The organism is Streptomyces sp. NPDC030143 (assembly GCF_055573695.1).
This window is the reverse complement of record NZ_JBVIAY010000009.1, coordinates 130,876-149,904: the sequence shown is the minus strand read 5'-3', so window position 1 is coordinate 149,904 and position 19,029 is coordinate 130,876. Positions and strand designations below refer to the sequence as shown.

Sequence of the window (19,029 nt, the reverse complement as noted above, 5' to 3'; positions counted from 1 at the left end):
TACCCCTCCCCCCCCCCCCCCCCCTGCCCCCCCCCCCCCCCCCCCCCCCCCCCCTCCCATCCCCCCTCCCCCCCCCCCCCCCCCCCCCCCCGCGCCGGACGTCCCGCCGGTCCCGCGGGACAGATGCTCGGGCGGGGGCGGCAATCAGTGCCGGGCGAACTGGACCCCGGTCGGTTGCGCGACGTTCGGCAGCAACGCGGCCCCGGTGACGGTCAGTCGTTCTCCGTAGACGTCCGTGATCCTGATCGAACTGCCGCAGCCGCTGCCGTTGGTGGACAGGAAGTAGTTGTATTCGGTGCGGGGCAACTGCCGCCAGCCGTCGCCGGTCCTGACCTCCAGGCGCGCGACCGGGTTCCGGTGGCCGATCACCTGGATGCCGCACCAGTAGGGGCTGGATCCGGTTTTGTATCTGATGGAGATCGTGTCGGACGTGCTGGGGCTCAACAGCTGCCAGGTGATCGGGATCCGGCCGACCTTGAGGTCGGCGAGCTTGGCGAAGGCCTCCTGGCTGAGGTCGAGTTGCCCGGGCGCGCAGGGCAGGGGGCATTCGTTGGTGATCCGCACCGTGATCGACTTGCCGTTGGCCGCGCGGACGAGCACGTACGCGCCGCACGCCCGGGACGTCTCGTAGTCCGTGGTGTTCATGGCCGCGATCATGAGGTCGGGACTCGGGCCGAACAGGCAGGCGCCGTCTCCGTCCGCGGCCTCGTAGGCGGTGGCGACTCCGGTGTAGGAGGTGCCGGGTCTGATCCGCCCGGGCGACGGTGCCGTCGTGGACGCCGTTCGCGGGGACTGCGGGGTGCCTGAGGCCGACGGTCGTGCCGGTGCGGTGGTCGCAGTGGCCGTCGGACTCGAGCTGCCGGTCGCGGTCGGCGTCCCCGACGGGGTCGGGGTGCTCGTCTCGGGCGGGGTGGTGGCCCTCACCTGGGTGGTGGCGACGGGCGTGGCGGAGGCAGGGACCGCCTCTTCCTCGCGGTCGGGGAACCACCCCATGACCAGGTAGGCGAGAACGCCCGCGGCGGTCACCGCCACCGTGGTGCCCAGCATGAGCCTGCGTCTGCGCCTGCGCTGCCGCGCGGCCTGCCTCGCTGTCTTCATTACCCGTCCGTTCGGAAGGTCGAGCCGATGGTGCACTGTTCAGTGACCGCGCGAGGCGAAAAGGTTGCCGGCGATTTCCCACCGGAAGGAGTGTGGTGGCGGTGGCCGTGTCCGACTGCGGGCCGCTACCCGAGACCGGCCCATCCAGGGCACGAAGCGCGGCTACCGGGACGCCCCGCCGGCCCTGGTCGTCGTCGCAGCTCCGGCGATCGCCGAGGTCCGCGAGGCGCAGGGGGTCACCCTGCCCGTCGCCGCGATCGCTCTCCCGCACACGCGTCCCAGTATCATCGACGTCACCCTCGGCATGCGGAATCCGGAACAGATCGGACGAGACGTGGAACTCCATGATCAGCGCGTCCCCGACGGTCTCCGGGACGATCTCCGCGCCCAGGGGCTGATCAGGCCGGGCGTGCTCGCGGGGCACGGTGGGGAGAGGGATGCGCGGTGTCTCTGACGGACAAGGCCATCGAGCAGATCCGTGAGCTGATCCGGACCGGTGCCCTGCCTCCGGGGTCGAAGCTCCCGCCGGAACCGGACCTGGCCGCGCAGCTGGGCCTGTCCCGCAACCTCGCCCGCGAAGCGGTCAAGGCGCTGGCCGTGGCCCGGGTCCTGCAGGTCAGGCGCGGCGACGGCACGTATGTGACCAGCCTGCAGCCGAGTCTGCTCCTGGAAGGGCTCGGTGGTGCGGTGGAGCTCCTGCAGGGCGACTCGGTCGCCCTGCAGGACCTCATGGAGGTGCGGCGGCTCCTCGAACCGATGGCCACGGCACTGGCCGCCACACGGATTTCCGATGAGCAGCTGGCCGAAGTGAAGCGGCACCTGGACGCCATGCGCGACGCCCGCGACGACGTCGAACGGCTCAACGCCCACGACGCCGCCTTCCACCGCGCCGTCGTCTCGGCCACGGGCAACGAAACCCTCCTCACCCTCCTGGAAGGGATCTCCGGCCGCACCCTGCGCGCCCGCATCTGGCGCGGCCTGGTCGACGACAAGGCCGCGGGCCGCACCCTGGCCGAGCACGAGGCGATCTTCAACGCCCTGTCCACCCGTGACGCCGCCCTCAGCCAGGCCGCCGCACTGCTGCACGTGAGCAACACCGAACTGTGGCTGAGGGAACACCTGCGCTCAACCGAACCCGTCCCCTTCGGGACGACAGCGGGGAAGTGACGGGCGGCGCCGTCGGCCCGTGCCCCGTCCGCCCGGCGCTCACCTTGCCCGTACGGTGCCGTCATGCGTGTCCGCCCCGGAGCTGAGCCCGGGAGCGGGCGCCATCCGGCGGTCACAGTGGTCCACTTCTGGTTGGAGCCGCCGTGACGGAACGTGTCCCTGTCTGCCGTCGCCCTTGACATCCCCGGTCTGATGGCTGTTGTCCGGCTCGGACGGCTGGGCCGCCCAACCGTCCGAGCCGGAGGCGTCGGGGTGGGAGGCACGGCCGCTCGGCCACCTTCCTCGCCGCACGCCTGCGCCGCCGCTCGGCCGGTCCTCCCCCTGGCCGACCTTGATCGCCCCGTGTTACGAAGAACCATGCCTGCACACGAGGGACCCCGCGGACACCAGGGACACCGCGCCTACGACGCCGTCGTCGTCGGAGGCGGACACAACGGCCTGGTCGCCGCCGCCTACCTGGCCCGGGCCGGACGGTCCGTGCTGGTGCTGGAGCGGCTCGGCCACACGGGGGGCGCCGCCGTCTCCACCCGCCCGTTCACCGGCGTGGACGCCCGGCTGTCGCGCTACTCGTACCTGGTCAGTCTGCTGCCGCCGAAGATCGTGCGGGACCTCGGCCTGCGCTTCCGCCTCCGGAGCCGCACCATCTCCTCGTACACGCCCGTCGAGCGCGGCGGCCGGGCGACCGGGCTGCTCGTCGGCGGGGGCGAGCAGCGCACGCGCGAGGCCTTCGCGCGGCTCACCGGCGGCGAGCGCGAGTACGGGGCCTGGCAGCGCTTCTACGCCATGACCGGCCGGGTCGCCCGGCGGGTGTTCCCGACGCTCACCCAGCCGCTGCCCACCCGCGAGGAGCTGCGCCGCCGCGTCGACGACGAGGAGGCCTGGCGCACGCTCTTCGAGGAGCCGATCGGTGTGGCGATCGAGGAACGCTTCGACGACGACCTGGTCCGGGGCGTGGTCCTGACCGACGCACTCATCGGTACCTTCGCCGACGCCCACGACACCTCCCTGAAGCAGAACCGCTGCTTCCTCTACCACGTCATCGGCGGCGGCACCGGCGCCTGGGACGTCCCGGTCGGCGGCATGGGCGCCCTCAGCGACGCCCTGGCCGCCGCGGCCCGGGAGGCGGGCGCCGTCCTCGCCACCGGCCACGAGGCCGTCCGGATCGCCACGGACGGCACCCGCGCGGAGGTCGCCTACCGCACCGCCGAAGGTGAGGGCGTCGCCACCACCCGGCACGTCCTGGTCAACGCCTCCCCGCAGGCGCTCGCGGCTCTCACCGGCGACGCGCCGCCCACCCCGGCCGAGGGTGCCCAGCTCAAGGTGAACATGCTGCTCAGGCGGCTGCCCCGGCTGCGGGACAGTGCCGTCGACCCGCGTGAGGCCTTCGCCGGCACCTTCCACATCGCCGAGGGCTACGAGCAGCTCGCCGCCGCCCACGCCCAGGCCGCCGCCGGCCGCCCGCCCGCCGCCCCGCCCTCCGAGATCTACTGCCACTCCCTGACCGACCCGAGCATCCTCGGCCCGGACCTGGTCGAGCGCGGCTACCAGACGCTGACCCTGTTCGGCCTGCACACGCCCGCCCGGCTGTTCGAGAAGGACAACGACGCCGTGCGCGAGGAACTGCTGGCGTCGACCCTGGCCCAGCTCGACGCCCATCTCGCCGAGCCCCTCGCCGACTGCCTGGCCACCGACGCCGACGGCCGCCCCTGCATCGAGGCGCGGACCCCGCTGGACCTGGAGCGCGACCTCGGTCTGCCCGGCGGCAACATCTTCCACCGCGATCTGGCGTGGCCCCACGCACAGGAGGGCACCGGCCGCTGGGGCGTGGAGACGCGGCACCCGAACGTCCTGCTGTGCGGGGCGGGCGCGGTGCGCGGGGGAGGGGTGAGCGGCGTGCCGGGGCACAACGCGGCGATGGCCGTCCTGGAAGCGGGAACCGGCCGAGACGCCTGACCCCGCCCCCGCCGCCGGCGCCGGCGCCCCCGCCCCTCAGCCGCCGCGCCCGGCGGCTCCGCTCCGCCGGGGCGGCCGGGCGCCCCGCCGCCGCGGCCGGTACTTTCCGCTCCACCCGGCGCCCCCCGCCGCCGCGCCCGCCGCGCCCGGCACCGCCCTCTCAGCCGCCGCAGCCGACGCTTCCCGCCCCCGCCGCCGCGCCCGACGCCCCGCCGCCGTGCCCGGCACCTCGCGTCCGCACCGCCGCACCCGGAGCCTCCGCTCCGCCGGGGTGGCCGGGCGCCCCGTCCCCCGCTGCTGCGGCGGTCGCCGCCTCCCGCCCCCGGGGACGAGGAATCTGACGGAGCATCAGAAAACCCCTTCCGTCGTCGGGACCGCTGCGGCATCCTGCGGCCATGCAGACGGAGCTGAGCAACCACCTGGGAGTCGAGCACGCCGTCTTCGGCTTCACGCCGTTCCCCGCCGTCGCCGCGGCCATCAGCCGCGCGGGCGGCTTCGGCGTGCTCGGCGCGGTCCGCTACACCGCCCCCGACGACCTCAAGCGCGACCTCGACTGGATCGACGCGCACGTCGACGGCCGGCCCTACGGCCTGGACGTCGTCATGCCGGCCAGGAAGGTGGAAGGGGTCACCGAGGCCGACGTCGAGGCGATGATCCCCGAAGGGCACCGCCGGTTCGTGCGGGACACCCTCGCCCAGTACGGCGTGCCGGAACTGGCCGAGGGCGAGGCGTCCGGCTGGCGCATCACCGGCTGGATGGAGCAGGTCGCCCGCAGCCAGCTCGACGTCGCCTTCGACTACCCCATCCGGCTGCTCGCCAACGCCCTCGGCTCCCCGCCCGCCGACGTCGTCGCCCGCGCCCACGAACGCGACGTGCTCGTCGCCGCCCTCGCGGGCAGCGCCCGGCACGCGGTCAAACACCGGGAGGCGGGCATCGACGTCGTCGTCGCCCAGGGCTACGAGGCCGGCGGCCACACCGGTGAGATCGCCTCCATGGTGCTCACCCCCGAGGTCGTCGACGCCGTCGACCCGCTGCCCGTCCTGGCCGCCGGCGGGATCGGCAGCGGCCGGCAGATCGCCGCCGCCCTCGCCCTCGGCGCCCAGGGCGTCTGGCTCGGCTCGCTCTGGCTCACCACCGCCGAGGCCGACCTGCACTCGCCCGCCCTCACCCGCAAACTCCTCGCGGCCGGCTCCGGCGACACCGTCCGCTCCCGCGCCCTCACCGGCAAACCCGCACGCCAGCTCCGCACCGCGTGGACCGACGCCTGGGACGACCCGCACGGACCCGGCACCCTCCCGATGCCCCTGCAGGGCCTGCTGGTCGCCGAGGCCGTCTCACGCATCCAGAAGTACGAGGTCGACCCCCTGCTGGGCACACCCGTCGGCCAGATCGTGGGCCGCATGAACGACGTCCGCAGCGTCCGGGCCGTCTTCGACGACCTCACCCGCGGCTTCGAACAGGCCGTGGACCGCGTCAACCGCATCGCCGGAAGGAGCGGCCCGTGACCGCCACACCCCCCACCGGCTTCTGGGCCCAGGCCACCGCCGACCCCGACCGCACGGTCCTCGTCACGCCGGACGGCGACACCTGGACCGCCGGACGTCTGCACGCCGCCGCCAACCGGCTCGTGCACGGCCTGCGCGCCGCCGGCCTCGAACGCGGCGACGCCTTCGCCGTCGTCCTGCCCAACTCCGCCGAGTTCCTCACCGCGTACCTGGCGGCCACCCAGGCCGGGCTCTACCTCGTCCCCGTCAACCACCACCTCGTCGGCCCCGAGATCGCCTGGATCGTCTCCGACTCGGGCGCCAAGGCGCTGATCGCCCACGAACGGTACGGCGACGCGGCCCGCCGGGCCGCCGACGAGGCCCGCCTGCCGCCCACCCACCGGTACGCCGTCGGCGACGTCGAGGGCTTCCGGCCCTACCCCGAACTCCTCGCCGGGCAACCGGAGTCGGCGCCCGCCGACCGCACCCTCGGCTGGGTCATGAACTACACCTCCGGCACCACGGGCCGCCCGCGCGGCATCCGCCGCCCGCTGCCCGGCCGGCCGCCGGAGGAGGCCTACCTCGGCGGCTTCCTCGGCATCTTCGGCATCCGGCCGTTCGACGACAACGTCCACCTCGTCTGCTCGCCGCTCTACCACACGGCCGTTCTCCAGTTCGCGGGCGCCTCCCTGCACATCGGGCACCGACTGGTCGTCATGGACAAGTGGACGCCCGAGGAGATGCTCCGCCTCGTCGACACCCACCGCTGCACCCACACCCACATGGTCCCGACCCAGTTCCACCGCCTGCTCGCCCTGCCCGAACCCGTCCGGCAGGCGTACGACGTCTCGTCCATGCGCCATGCCGTCCACGGCGCCGCGCCCTGCCCCGACCACGTCAAACGGGCCATGATCGACTGGTGGGGCGACTGCGTCGAGGAGTACTACGCGGCCAGCGAGGGCGGCGGCGCCTTCGCGACGGCCGAGGACTGGCTGAAGAAACCCGGCACGGTCGGCAGGGCCTGGCCCATCAGCGAACTCGCGATCTTCGACGACGACGGCAACCGGCTCCCGCCCGGCGAACTCGGCACGGTCTACATGAAGATGACCACGGGCGGCTTCAGTTACCACAAGGACGAGACGAAGACGCGCCGGAACCGCATCGGAGACTTCTTCACCGTCGGCGACCTCGGCGTGCTCGACGAGGAGGGCTACCTCTTCCTGCGCGACCGCAAGATCGACCTGATCATCTCCGGCGGGGTCAACATCTACCCGGCGGAGATCGAGTCCGCCCTGCTCGCCCACCCGGCCGTCGCCGACGCCGCCGCCTTCGGGATCCCGCACGACGACTGGGGCGAGGAGGTCAAGGCCGTCGTCGAACCGGCCCCCGGTCACGCACCCGGCCCCGACCTCGCCGCGGCCCTCCTCGCCCACTGCGCCGACCGCCTCGCCGGCTACAAACGGCCCAGGAGCATCGACTTCATCACCGAGATGCCCCGCGACCCCAACGGCAAGCTGTACAAGCGGCGCCTGCGTGCACCGTACTGGGAGGGACGCACGCGGCCCGTGTGACCCGACCGTCCCCCCTTCGGGTGACGGGAGGACGGCTCCGGACCCGCCGTGCCCGGCCGACGGCTATGAATCGTGGCCATGCGAGAAGCCGTGATCGCCGAAAGGGAACGGGGAAACAGCGCAATGGAGTTCACGATCGGTGTCGACGAGTCCGGCGGAGCGGACGGGATGCCGGAGCTGTGGCGCAGGCTCGCGGAGAGCGCGCCGCCGGGATGCCACTTCGAGCTCGCCGGCGGGGAGCCGGTGCCGGACACCCTCGGCGGCCTCCCCGAGATCGCGGCCCAGCTCGCCCCCGAGGCGATCGCCGGATGCGCGGCCATCGTCATCGCCTGGCTGCGTGGCCCTGAGCCCCGACGGGACACGACTGGCGGTCGGCCGCCACGAGAGCGGCTGGACGCTGCTCTACGACCCGCGGACTCCGACGCTCGTCGGCCAACTGCGCGGCCCGCCCGACACGCGGGTGAGCGCACTGGCCTGGAACCCCGACGGCACGCTGCTGGCCACGGCGCACAGCAAGGACTCCGCGCCCGGGACGGTGCAGTTCTGGAGCGTGGAGAGGGGCAGGACCCCGGTCCGGGACGGGCCGCAGCACGGCGGCCCGGAGAGCACGGTCACCTTTCTCGCCTTCAGCGCCGACGGCTCGCGTCTCCTCGGCACCACGATCGACGGCAGCATCGCCACCCGGTACTGGACCGTCGCCCGGCGGCGTACCGCCACCCCCGGCGAGGCGGTCCTGTTCGGCCCGGAGGGCACGGCCTCGGCGGTGGTGACCGTGCCCGAGCGCCCCCTCGTCGCGGTCGCGGGCGTGGACCGTACCGTCCGCCTCCTCGACGCGGCGGCCTTCCGCCCGGTCTTCACCCTGTCCGGACCGGCCCCGGTGACGGCACTCGCGGCCACGCGCGACGGTTCGGCGATCGTCACCGGCCACCAGGACGGCGGGGTCCGCGTGTGGCCGCTCGACGGCCCGATCATGCTGGGGCCCGGCTACACGATGCAGACGGTGGCCACCGCCCCCGACCGGAGTGTCGCCGTGACCAGCAACGCGGACACCGGACTCAGGCTCTGGGACCTGGCCGACCCGCGCAGACCGCGGCTGCGGTCCATGCTTCCGGCGCCGCCCCACGGCCCCCAGGTGGCCGAGTCGGTGGCCTTCTCGCCGAGCCGGCGGATCGTCGCCGCCGCGATGAGCGGGGGGTGGGTCGCGATGTGGGACATCGCCGACATCCGTCGTCCGCGGCCTTTCGGCGAGCCGATCCGCGTCACACGGGACGGGGGGTTCGCCACCGCCGTGGCCTTCAGCCCCGACGGCCGACTCATGGCGGCGGCCACCGTCGAGCGGCAGGTGCACGTCTGGAACGTCGAGCGTCCCGACCGTCCGCTGCCCCTCGCAGACCCGCTGTCCACCACGGCCATCGCGCAGGCCGTCGCGTTCGGACGCGACAGCAGGACCCTCGCCGTCGCCTCCCTCGACGGGCAGGTCACGCTCTGGGACACGAGCGTGCGGGGCCGGCCCACGGCACTGGCCCGCCCCCGCACGGCCTCCGCCACGGGCGCCAACACGCTCGCCTACTCCACCGACGGCACGCTCCTCGCCGTCGGCTGCGGTGACGGCAGCGTCCGGCTGTGGGACGTGACCGACCCCCGTGAGCCACGCTCCCTGCCGCCGCTCAGGGCCTCCGCCGGATCCGTCTACTCGCTCGCCTTCGACCCCCGCCCGGGCACCGGGCGCCGGCAGTTGTCGACGGCTCACGGCGACGGCAGCATCCGGCTGTGGGACCTCTCCCGCCCCGACGACGCCGAGGTGTCCGCGACCATCGGCGCGGGCACCGCCGCCGTGAAAGCCGTCGCGTTCACCTTCGACGGAAAGACGCTGGTCAGCGTCGACTGGTCGGGAACGGGCGTCGCCTGGTTCACCGAACCCGAACAGGCCCGTGCGTATGTCTGCGCCGTGTCCGGGCCCGCGCTGAGCAGGTTCCGCTGGCAGGCCGACGTGCCGAACGCCCCCTACACCGCGCCGTGCGGACCGGGCGGGCGATGACACCGGCCGCCCCGCCCTGGGGCCCTTCTGATGGATCTCCGCGGCGTCGCGACGCCCGGCACGCACTCTCGCCGCACCGCGCGAAAGCCCAAGCAGCGCCGCTACGAGGACTTCCGCGCCGCACGCCGAGAGCACACACCGGACGCCGCTCCTTCTCCCACGGAGATCACCAGAAGAGCCCTAGCGGCGCTCGTTCACGCGGATCACGCGCAGCGCGGGCGAGGCCAGGATGTCCTTCTCGCAGAACCGGGACGTCACCCACTTCTCCCCGGAGAACAGCCGGGTCTGGTCGGCGAAGTGGGGTGATACGGGGTTCGAGGACTGGGAGTACGTCAGCAGCGTGCGGACCACCGGGCACCGGCCGCCGTCCCAGCCGACGGCCTGGATGTAGCTGGAGCCGGTCGTCACCTCGGTGTAGCCGCCGCCCGTGGGAGCCCACACCGGCTCGACCTTGTTCCACACGCCGAGGGACTCGGTGCCGCCCGGGACCGGCAGGCGGCCGCCGGCGCGGACGACGACCTGGTGGTCGCCCAGCGGGGCGTCGAGCGGTACACCGGCCGCGCTCAGCTCTCCGACCGCGTCGGCGAGGGCCGTCCGGAACGCCGGGGTGTCGGTGGCGAGGGTGTGCGGGGTGCGCACGGGGTCGGCCGCGGAGAAGGGCACCTTCCACTGCTGGGCCGCCGGGAGCCTGCGCCAGAAGCGGTCGAAGAGCAGTGCGCCCCGGCTGCCGGTGTCCGCCGTGCGGTCCCACGCGGCCAGCACCCGGCAGGCCCGGCCGACGTCGACCTGCCTGCCGTCGCTGCCGGTCGCCGTCCCGCCCGGCAGGGCGGCGCAGGCCCGCGCCGCGTCCGCGGCGGCGAGCCCACCGGCCGTCACCCGGTTGGCGAACTGCTGCCGTTGCAGGTCCCGTACGGTCAGACCGCCGCGTCGCGCCAGCGCCGACACGTCCTCGATCGCGCCGCGCGTGCGCAGCGAGCGGGCGGTGCCGATCGTGCCGAAGACCCGCTCGTAGCCCGTGAGCGGCCGGTCCGCGTTGGCCAGCCAGGCGCTGTCGTTGGAGTTCTCCGCGTACGGGGCGTCCTTCAGGGTGGGCAGCTTCGCGGGACCGAAGACGCCCGGCTCGACGGCGTCGGGGTCGCCGCCGAGGGCGCAGTCGCCGCGCGAGCCGTCGAGGACGGCCACCCCGGACGCGGGATAGGTGACCTTGCCGAGCGGGGTGGAACAGCGCCCGGCCAGCTCGTCGGTGATGCGGGGGAGCACCTGGGACTGGGTGAACAGGGTGTGCCCGGTGGAGTCGGCGGCGATCGTGTTCACCCAGGGCAGCCCCTGGGTGCGCCGCAGCGCGTCGAGGACGCCGGCCGTGTCGCGGGCGGTGGCGAAGCCGAGTGCCGTGTCGGAGGCGCGCAGGTTGCCTGCGTTGGGGTCGTTGAGGGCGTAGGCGGTCGTGGCCGTCCAGGGCAGGGGCAGCGTCGGACCGAGGGAGGTGACCACCGGGCCGTAGCGCGTCCACCACTGGACGCGGGTCACGGATGTGCCGTCCCGCACGGGGACGGTCACCTCGCGTCGGCTCATCCGTTCGGGCCTGCCGTCCACCAGGTAGACCGTCGGGTCGGCCGGATCCAGCGTGAGCTGGTGGAGGTTGAGCGGCACGCCGGTGGCGACGGTGTGGCTCCAGGCGACGTGGGCGTTGTGCCCGATGGACACGGTGGCCGTGCCGAGCAGCGAGGCGCCCGAGACGTTCAGCCGGCCCGGGATGGTCTGCTGGGACTGCCAGAAGCGGCGACCGCCCTGCCACGGGTAGTGCGGGTTGCCGAGCAGCAGCCCGCGGCCGTTCGCCGTGGTGGTGCCGCCGAAGGCCACCGCGTTGGAGCCCATGCCGGCGGTGTCGGCGGCGAAGAGCCCGGCGGCGGCGCGGGCCGTTGCCCGTGCGTCGACCGGGGCCTCGACGGGAGCCGGACCGGGTGCCGTGGGCGGCGCCGCGGCCGTGATGCCGTCGACGGCCCGGCCCTGCCCCCCGAGCACGGCGAGGGCGAAGCCGCGCGCCGCCACGTCCAGCGTGGTGACCGGCCGCACCCAGGCGGCGCCCCGGCAGGTCGGGTCGGTGACGTCGTTCTGCCGCAGCCAGGCGTTGTAGCCGGCGGCGAAGCCCCGCATGAGCTCCTTGGCGCTGCTGCTCGGGCCCGCCGGCGCGGGCCGTGCGAGCAGCCGCTCCACGGTTCTCGCCTCCCGCACCCCCCGGAAGTACAGGTCACTGGCGAGGTTCCGGTTCGCGGACGACAGCGAGAAGTCGGGTGCCGCGTCGGGCCCGAAGAACCGCGACCGCTCCCCGCGCACGGTCACGAACCCGTCGGCGAGCGTGCACACCTGGTCAGCGGCCTGCGCCCACCCGGTGCCGAAGCCCAGGCCGGCGTGGTCGCGCGCGAGGATGTGCGGGATGCCGTACTCGGTGTAGCGGACGACGGCGGACAGACCGCCGTGCGAGGGATGCCGTTCCTGGCGTTCGGCCCGCCCGGCCGCGGTGGCCGGGAGCGCGGTGGCGGCGGTGAGCAGGGCGACGGCCGCGGCGACCAGTCGCCCGGGGCGGATGCGCATCGTGCCTCCCGACATCGTCGAGGGAAAGGGCGGTTGAGCGTACCAGCCGGTATGTGGGGGAGGAGGAGGGCGAGTTGACGGTTGAGCGCGATCCGGACGCGTCGGCGCCGCCGCGTCAGGGACGCCCCGCGGACTCCGAGTGCCGACCGGCGGTCCCACCGCCGGCGTCGTCCCGGACACTTGGCGGCGGTGGTGCGCGGGGTGCTCGTGGACGTCTGGTGGCGGCGGTGGTGTGCGGGGTGTCCCGGGGCGTCCGCGCGGGCGTTCCCGCGCGGACGTGTCGGTGGCGGGGCGCGGGGCGACTTGACCCGCCCCGGCCGCCCGCCGAGGATCATGGTCATGACGCCCGGACACGGCAGCACGGTCGACGGGGCGCTGCGGCGCAGCGCCCGGCGCACCCCGGCACGCGTGGCGGTCGAGTACCGCGACCGTTCCTGGACCTACGAGGAACTCGACGAGGCCGTCTCCCGCGCGGCGAACGTCCTGCTCGGCCTGGGCCTCGCCCGCGGCGACCGGGTCGGCGCCTACGGCCACAACTCCGACGCCTACCTCATCGCCTTCCTCGCCTGCGCCCGCGCCGGCCTGGTCCACGTGCCGGTCAACCAGAACCTCACCGGCGACGACCTCGCCTACCTCGTCCGGCAGTCGGGCAGTTCGCTGGTCCTCGCCGACCCCGGCCTGGCCGGTCGGCTGCCGGACGGCGTACGGACGCTGGCGCTGCGCGACGCCGACGAGTGCCTGCTGACCCGGCTCGCCCGGACCCCGCCGTACGACGGTCCCGAGCCGCGCGGCGACGACCTGGTGCAGCTGCTGTACACCTCCGGTACGACGGCCCTGCCCAAGGGCGCGATGATGACCCACCGCGCGCTGGTCCACGAGTACCTGAGCGCGATCGCCGCCCTCGACCTGAGCGCCGGGGACCTGCCCGTGCACGCGCTGCCGCTGTACCACTCGGCGCAGATGCACGTGTTCCTGCTGCCCTACCTCGCGGTCGGCGCGACGAACAGGATCCTCGACGCCCCGGACGGCGACACCCTCCTGGACCTGATCGAGGCGGGCCGCGCCGACAGTCTGTTCGCGCCGCCGACGGTGTGGATCGGCCTGTCCCACCGCCCCGACTTCGCCACCCGTGACCTCAGCGGCCTGCGCAAGGCGTACTACGGGGCGTCGGTCATGCCGGTGCCGGTCCTCGAGCGGCTGCGCGCACGCCTGCCGAAGCTCGCCTTCTACAACTGCTTCGGACAGAGCGAGATCGGCCCCCTCGCCATGGTCCTGGCCCCCGAGGAGCACAAGGGCCGGCTGGACTCCTGCGGCCGCACCGTGCTCTTCGTCGAGGCGCGGGTGGTCGACGAGCACGGCGAGGAGGTGCCCGACGGCACGCCCGGCGAGATCGTCTACCGCTCCCCGCAACTGTGCGAGGGCTACTGGGAGAAGCCCGAGGAGACCGCCGAGGCGTTCCGCGACGGCTGGTTCCGCTCCGGTGACCTGGCCGTCCGCGACGCCCACGGGTTCTACACGGTCGTCGACCGCGTGAAGGACGTCATCAACTCCGGCGGAGTCCTGGTGGCCTCGCGGCAGGTCGAGGACGCCCTGTACTCCCACGAGGCCGTCGCGGAGGTCGCCGTGATCGGCCTGCCCGACCAGAAGTGGATCGAGGCGGTCACGGCGGTCGTCGTCCCGCGCGGCGAGGTCACCCAGGACGCGCTGATCGCCCACGCCAGAGAGCGGCTGCCGCACTTCAAGGCGCCGAAACGGGTGGTGTTCGCGGCGGAGCTGCCGCGCAACGCCAGCGGCAAGATCCTCAAGCGCGAGCTGAGGGAGCGTCTGACACCCGACCCGGAGTAGGCACAGGAGGCCCCGGTACTCCTCCACCGGTACGCCGGGTCACTCCCGGCGGCGGACGCCCCCGCCGCGCCCGCCCGGCACGGTGGCGGTGTGAAACTCAGCCGACCCGCACGCCGGCCCCACCCCGTCGTGACGCCGTCGCCGCCGCGGGCCGGCTCGGCACGCACGCCCGCCGCGTCGGCGGTGGCTCCCAGTAGCTCGGCCACGAGGAGCCCCCGGGAGCCTCCGGCGCGTTGTGATGCACGGCACCGGACCCACGCGGCCTGATCAGGCGCTCACAGTGCAAGGACCGCTAACGCGGCCGCAGGTCCACGATCCGCCTGATCTTCCCCACCGAGCGCTCCAGCGACTCCGGATCCACGATCTCCACCGCCACCGACACGCCGATACCGTCCTTCACGGCCGCCGCCACCGCACGCGCGGCCGAGTCGCGGTCCTCCCGGGTGGCGTCGGGCCGGGCCTCCGCGCGGACCGTGAGGGCGTCGAGGCGGCCCTCGCGGGTGAGGCGCAGCTGGAAGTGCGGGGCCACACCCGGGGTGCGCAGGACGATTTCCTCGATCTGGGTGGGGAACAGGTTCACCCCGCGCAGGATGACCATGTCGTCGCTGCGGCCGGTCACCTTCCTCATCCGGCGGAAGACGCGGGCCGTGCCGGGCAGGAGCCGGGTCAGGTCACGGGTCCGGTAGCGCACCACCGGCATCGCCTCCTTGGTGAGCGAGGTGAAGACCAGTTCGCCCTCCTCGCCCTCCGGCAGCACCTCACCGGTGACGGGGTCGACGACCTCCGGCAGGAAGTGGTCCTCCCAGATGTGCAGACCGTCCTTGGTCTCGACGCACTCCTGGGCGACCCCCGGGCCGATCACCTCCGACAGTCCGTATATGTCGACCGCGTCGATCGCGAACCGCTCCTCGATCTCCTGCCGCATCCGCTCCGTCCAGGGTTCGGCGCCGAAGATCCCGACGCGCAGGGAGGTGCCGCGCGGATCGACGCCCTGCCGCTCGAACTCGTCGAGGAGGGTGAGCATGTAGGACGGGGTGACCATGATGATGCGGGGCTTCAGGTCCTGGATCAGCTGCACCTGGCGGGACGTCATGCCGCCGGAGGCGGGGACGACCGTACAGCCGAGGCGTTCGGCGCCGTAGTGGGCGCCGAGGCCGCCGGTGAACAGGCCGTACCCGTACGCGATGTGCACGGTGTCGCCGGGACGCCCGCCCGCCGCGCGGATCGACCGGGCCACCATGTCAGACCACAGGGCGAGGTCGCCGTCGGTGTAGCCGACGACGGTGGGCCGCCCGGTGGTCCCGCTGGAGGCGTGGATGCGGCGGATCCGGTCCCGGTCCACCGCGAACAGGCCGTACGGGTAGTTCTCGCGCAGGTCGGCCTTGGTGGTGAAGGGGAAGCGGGCCAGGTCGGCGAGGGAGCGGCAGTCGTCGGGGTGGACGCCCGCCTTGTCGAAGGACTCCCGGTAGAACGGCACGCGCGCGTACGCGTGCCGCAGCGAGGCCCGCAGCCGTTCGAGCTGGAGCGCCCGCAGCGCCGTCTCGTCGAGCCGTTCGCCCTCGTCCAGCAGGTCCGGCTCCCTCGTGTCGGTCATGGGCACCGCCTTCCTCGCCGATCGCTCGCGCGGGCGACCGATCATTCGGTCGCCGTGTCGGGGATCAGTAATCCAGGCGGTCCGGGGGTGAGGCAAGAGGGCACCGGGCATGTCCGCGCCATTGCGGTTGCCGGGGCCCGTCCACGCCCGCGAAGATCGACGCCATGCCCACCTTCACCGCGCCCGACGGCACCGAACTCGCCTGGCACGTCCGGGGCGAGGGCGAGCCGCTCGTCGTCCTGCCCGGCGGCCCCATGCGGGCCTCCGCCTACCTCGGCGACCTCGGCGGGCTCGCCGCCCACCGCCGGCTGATCCTGCTCGACCTGCGCGGGACGGGCGACTCCGCGGTGCCGGCCGACCCCGCGACCTACCGCTGCGACCGGCTCGTCGACGATGTCGAGGCGCTCCGCGCCCACCTGGGCCTGGAGCGCATGGACGTCCTCGCGCACTCGGCGGGCGGCAGCCTCGCCATGCTGTACGCGGCCCGCCACCCGCACCGCGTCGCCCGGCTGGCGCTGATCACCGCCACCCCCTGGGCCCTGGGTCTGGCGCCGACCGCCGAGGACCGGCGGGCGGCGGCGCGGCTGCGCGCGGACGAGCCGTGGTTCGCCGAGGCCCACCCGGCGTTCGAGGCCTGGCTCCGCGGTGACGAGGCGGCCGACGTGGCCTACACGACCTTCGCCGGCTTCTTCTACGGCCGCTGGGACGCGACCGCCCGCGCCCACCTGGCCGCCGAGGACGCCCAGACCAACGACGACGCCGCCGGCCGCTACTTCTCCGAGGGCGCCTTCGACCCGCCCGCCCTCGGCGAGGCCCTCGCCCGGGTCGCCGCCCCCGTCCTCGTCCTGGCCGGCGAACTCGACGGCGGGCCCCGACCGGACCTCGCCCGCCGCGCGGCCGAGGTCTTCCCCCACGCCGAGACGGCCGTGCAGCCGGGCGCGGGACACTACCCCTGGCTGGACGACCCGCGGTGGTTCGTACGCCGGGTCACCGCGTTCCTGACGGCCTGACCTCATCCGTCCGCCGCCACCGCCACCTCCCGCGCCCAGCGGTAGTCGGCCTTCCCGCTCGGGGAGCGGCGGATCGCGTCCGCGACGACCAGCCGGCGCGGGACCTTGTACCCGGCGAGACGGGTACGGCAGTGGCGCTGGACGTCCTCCAGGGACAGGGGCGGGGCGTCCGGACGGAGCTGGACCACTGCCGCCACTCGGCTGCCCCACCGCGCGTCCGGCACCCCGGCCACCAGCGCGTCGTAGACGTCGGGGTGGGACTTCAGCGCCTGCTCGACCTCCTCCGGGTACACCTTCTCGCCCCCGGTGTTGATGCACTGCGACCCGCGGCCGAGGACGGTGATCACGCCCTCCTCGTCGACGGTCGCCATGTCGCCCAGCAGCACCCAGCGCTCGCCGTCCCTCTCGAAGAAGGTCTCGGCGGTCTTCGCCGGGTCGTTGTAGTAGCCGAGCGGGACGTGGCCGCACTGGGCGACCCGGCCCACCTGGCCGGCCGCGGCCGGTGCGAGGGTCACCGGATCGACCACCCGGGTGCGGGCGTTGACGCGGATGCGGAACCCCCGCTCGGGGCCGGAGTCGTCCGTCGCCGTACCGTTGAAGCCGGACTCGGAGGAGCCGAAGTTGTTCAGCAGCATCGCGTTCGGCATGAGTGCCCGGAACTGCCGGCGGACCGTGTCCGACAGGACCGCCCCGGAGGAGGAGACGCTGAACACGGACGAGCAGTCCGTGCCCTTCATCGGGCCCTCCAGCGCGTCGATCAGCGGCCGCAGCATCGCGTCGCCCACCAGGGAGATGGCACTGACCCTCTCCCGCTCCACCGTCCGCAGCACCTCCTCGGGCACGAACTTGCGGTGGAGCACGACGCGTTGGCCGAGATGGAAGCCGATGAACGCCGTCAGGGTGGACGTGCCGTGCATCAGCGGGGGAGTGGGGAAGAACGTGATCCCCGACCCGCCCGCGGCCACCCGCTCGGCGAGCTCCTCCGGCTTCCTCACCGGGACACCCGTCGGAGCGCCACCGCCCAGACCGGCGAAGAACAGGTCCTCCTGACGCCACATCACTCCCTTGGGCATACCGGTCGTCCCGCCGGTGTAGATGATGAACTGGTCGTCGCCCGAACGGGCCGGGAAGCCGCGCTGCGGTGAGCCCCCTGCCTCGGCCTCGGCGAACGCGACGGCGGGGATCCCGTCGTTTGGCGCCCCCACCCGGATCAGGTGCCGCAGCGCCGGCGTCTTCGGCAGGGCCGCCGCCACCCGGTCGGTGAACTCCGCGTCGAAGACCAGGGCCGCCAGATCGGCGTCCCGGTAGAGGTAGACCAACTCGTCCTCGACATAGCGGTAGTTGACGTTGACCGGCACGATCCGCGCCTTCAGGCAGCCCAGCACCGTCTGGAGGTACTCGACGCCGTTGTAGAGGTGGAGCCCGAGGTGTTCACCGGGGCGGATGCCGTGGTCGAGGAGATGGTGGCCGATGCGGTCGGCCGCCGCGTCGAGCTCCGCGTACGTCAGCCGGCGCTCCGCACCCGTGCCCGGATGGTCCACGTACACCAGCGCCTCGCGGTCCGGCACCACGTCGACGACCGACTCGAACAGGTCCGCAAGGTTGTACTCCACCGCTCCTCCTGACCTCGGACGGCCTGGCCCGCTGACGGTTCGCCGGTCATCAGAGCAAAGGGCACCCCAAGTGGGAAGGGCCCGCACCAAGAAATCTGACTGAGTGTCAGAAAACCCTTGAAGTGCCTCCTCGCCTCCTGCAACCTGTTCTCGTTCTGTCAGAGGGGAGAAGCCCATGGGTGGGACGGAACACCTCACCGTGCAGCGCGAAGGCGCCACACTCGTGCTCACACTCAACAGGCCCGAAGCGAAGAACGCGCTCTCGTTGCCCCTGCTCGTCGGCCTGTACGACGGCTGGGTCGAGGCCGACGCGGACGACTCGATCCGCTCGATCGTCCTCACCGGCGCGGGCGGCACGTTCTGCGCGGGCATGGACCTCAAGGCGCTCGCCGGGAAGGGCATGGACGGCGAGCACTACCGCGACCGCCTCGAGGCCGACCCCGACCTGCACTGGAAGGCGATGCTGCGCCACCACCGCCCGCGCAAGCCGGTCGTCGCCGCCGTCGAGGGACACTGTGTCGCGGGCGGCACCGAGATGCTCCAGGGCACCGACATCCGCGTCGCCGGCGAGTCCGCCACCTTCGGCCTGTTCGAGGTCCGGCGCGGCCTCTTCCCGATCGGCGGCTCCACGGTCCGCCTGCCCCGCCAGATCCCCCGCACCCACGCCCTGGAGATGCTTCTGACCGGCCGTCCCTACAGCGCCCGTGAGGCCGCCGCCGTCGGCCTGATCGGGCACGTCGTCCCCGACGGCGGCGCCCTCGCCAAGGCCCTGGAGATCGCCGAACGGATCAACGCCTGCGGCCCACTCGCCGTCGAGGCCGTCAAGGCCTCCGTCTACGAGACCGCGGAGATGACCGAGACCGACGGCCTCGCCGCCGAACTGGCGCGCGGCTGGCCGGTCTTCGACACCGCCGACGCCAAGGAGGGCGCCCGCGCCTTCGCGGAGAAGCGAGCGCCCGTCTACCGGCGTGCGTAGGAGCCCCACCGGCGGCGCGCTCACCGCGGGCCGCCCGCGGCCGGCCCCGCCCCCGCGGCAGAGCCGTCCGAGCACCTCCCCGCGCCAC

Annotated in this window: 13 protein-coding genes; 9 read left to right on the top strand and 4 right to left on the bottom strand. The window is 73.8% G+C overall.

Going from position 1 to position 19,029, the window contains the following annotated elements; translation table 11 throughout:
- Positions 1-144: 144 nt before the first annotated feature.
- The gene (locus ACZ4YY_RS18020) at positions 145-1,098 is read right to left on the bottom strand and encodes an expansin EXLX1 family cellulose-binding protein (RefSeq protein WP_468290570.1); all 954 of its coding nucleotides are present in this window, start codon (positions 1,096-1,098) and stop codon (positions 145-147) included.
- A gap of 64 nt (positions 1,099-1,162) precedes the next feature.
- Here ACZ4YY_RS18020 and ACZ4YY_RS18015 point away from each other — a divergent pair, with 64 nt between their 5' ends.
- The 6 genes from ACZ4YY_RS18015 (at position 1,163) to ACZ4YY_RS17990 (ending at position 9,311) form a co-directional block, all read left to right on the top strand.
- Positions 1,163-1,552 carry a hypothetical protein gene (locus ACZ4YY_RS18015; RefSeq protein ID WP_468290567.1) on the top strand — a complete coding sequence of 130 codons (390 nt, stop codon included), beginning with the start codon at positions 1,163-1,165 and terminating at the stop codon, positions 1,550-1,552.
- The gene (locus tag ACZ4YY_RS18010; RefSeq protein WP_468290564.1) at positions 1,543-2,265 is read left to right on the top strand and encodes a FadR/GntR family transcriptional regulator; all 723 of its coding nucleotides are present in this window, start codon (positions 1,543-1,545) and stop codon (positions 2,263-2,265) included. Before ACZ4YY_RS18015 ends, ACZ4YY_RS18010 begins: the two co-directional genes overlap by 10 nt.
- Positions 2,266-2,622: 357 nt before the next feature.
- A complete protein-coding gene (locus tag ACZ4YY_RS18005; protein WP_468290561.1) occupies positions 2,623-4,218 on the top strand; it encodes a phytoene desaturase family protein in 1,596 nt (531 codons plus the stop codon).
- A 395-nt stretch (positions 4,219-4,613) separates the two neighbouring features.
- The gene (locus ACZ4YY_RS18000; RefSeq protein ID WP_468290558.1) at positions 4,614-5,723 is read left to right on the top strand and encodes an NAD(P)H-dependent flavin oxidoreductase; all 1,110 of its coding nucleotides are present in this window, start codon (positions 4,614-4,616) and stop codon (positions 5,721-5,723) included.
- A complete protein-coding gene (locus tag ACZ4YY_RS17995) occupies positions 5,720-7,273 on the top strand; it encodes an acyl-CoA synthetase (RefSeq protein WP_468290555.1) in 1,554 nt (517 codons plus the stop codon). Before ACZ4YY_RS18000 ends, ACZ4YY_RS17995 begins: the two co-directional genes overlap by 4 nt.
- Before the next feature lie 337 nt (positions 7,274-7,610).
- Complete coding sequence (locus ACZ4YY_RS17990; RefSeq protein ID WP_468290552.1) at positions 7,611-9,311, top strand: hypothetical protein; 1,701 nt, start codon at positions 7,611-7,613, stop codon at positions 9,309-9,311.
- A gap of 180 nt (positions 9,312-9,491) precedes the next feature.
- Here ACZ4YY_RS17990 and ACZ4YY_RS17985 read toward each other — a convergent pair whose 3' ends face one another.
- Entirely contained in the window at positions 9,492-11,903 is a 2,412-nt protein-coding gene (locus tag ACZ4YY_RS17985) for a penicillin acylase family protein (protein WP_468290550.1), read from the bottom strand.
- Between the two features lie 339 nt (positions 11,904-12,242).
- Here ACZ4YY_RS17985 and ACZ4YY_RS17980 point away from each other — a divergent pair, with 339 nt between their 5' ends.
- A complete protein-coding gene (locus ACZ4YY_RS17980; protein ID WP_468290547.1) occupies positions 12,243-13,748 on the top strand; it encodes an acyl-CoA synthetase in 1,506 nt (501 codons plus the stop codon).
- A gap of 292 nt (positions 13,749-14,040) precedes the next feature.
- Here ACZ4YY_RS17980 and paaK read toward each other — a convergent pair whose 3' ends face one another.
- Positions 14,041-15,342 (bottom strand): phenylacetate--CoA ligase PaaK, encoded by a 1,302-nt coding sequence (gene paaK / locus ACZ4YY_RS17975; protein WP_468290544.1) that lies wholly within the window; start codon positions 15,340-15,342, stop codon positions 14,041-14,043.
- 164 nt (positions 15,343-15,506) lie between these two features.
- Between paaK and ACZ4YY_RS17970 the strand changes: the two genes are divergently transcribed.
- Complete coding sequence (locus tag ACZ4YY_RS17970; RefSeq protein WP_468290541.1) at positions 15,507-16,352, top strand: alpha/beta fold hydrolase; 846 nt, start codon at positions 15,507-15,509, stop codon at positions 16,350-16,352.
- 2 nt (positions 16,353-16,354) lie between these two features.
- Here the strand turns inward: ACZ4YY_RS17970 and ACZ4YY_RS17965 are convergent, their stop codons facing one another.
- Entirely contained in the window at positions 16,355-17,965 is a 1,611-nt protein-coding gene (locus tag ACZ4YY_RS17965; protein ID WP_468290538.1) for an acyl-CoA synthetase, read from the bottom strand.
- Between the two features lie 175 nt (positions 17,966-18,140).
- Between ACZ4YY_RS17965 and ACZ4YY_RS17960 the strand changes: the two genes are divergently transcribed.
- Positions 18,141-18,941: a crotonase/enoyl-CoA hydratase family protein gene (locus ACZ4YY_RS17960; RefSeq protein WP_468290535.1), complete on the top strand. Its 801-nt coding sequence runs from the start codon at positions 18,141-18,143 to the stop codon at positions 18,939-18,941.
- The last annotated feature ends 88 nt before the right edge of the window (positions 18,942-19,029 follow it).

Excerpts from the sequence above, each read along its gene's own strand:
- ACZ4YY_RS18020 (WP_468290570.1), bottom strand. The coding sequence starts at position 1,098 with ATGAAGACAGCGAGGCAGGCCGCGCGGCAGCGCAGGCGCAGACGCAGG.
- ACZ4YY_RS18005 (WP_468290561.1), top strand. The coding sequence starts at position 2,623 with ATGCCTGCACACGAGGGACCCCGCGGACACCAGGGACACCGCGCCTAC.
- ACZ4YY_RS18000 (WP_468290558.1), top strand. The coding sequence starts at position 4,614 with ATGCAGACGGAGCTGAGCAACCACCTGGGAGTCGAGCACGCCGTCTTC.
- ACZ4YY_RS17985 (WP_468290550.1), bottom strand. The coding sequence starts at position 11,903 with ATGCGCATCCGCCCCGGGCGACTGGTCGCCGCGGCCGTCGCCCTGCTC.
- ACZ4YY_RS17980 (WP_468290547.1), top strand. The coding sequence starts at position 12,243 with ATGACGCCCGGACACGGCAGCACGGTCGACGGGGCGCTGCGGCGCAGC.
- paaK (WP_468290544.1), bottom strand. The coding sequence starts at position 15,342 with ATGACCGACACGAGGGAGCCGGACCTGCTGGACGAGGGCGAACGGCTC.
- ACZ4YY_RS17970 (WP_468290541.1), top strand. The coding sequence starts at position 15,507 with ATGCCCACCTTCACCGCGCCCGACGGCACCGAACTCGCCTGGCACGTC.
- ACZ4YY_RS17960 (WP_468290535.1), top strand. The coding sequence starts at position 18,141 with ATGGGTGGGACGGAACACCTCACCGTGCAGCGCGAAGGCGCCACACTC.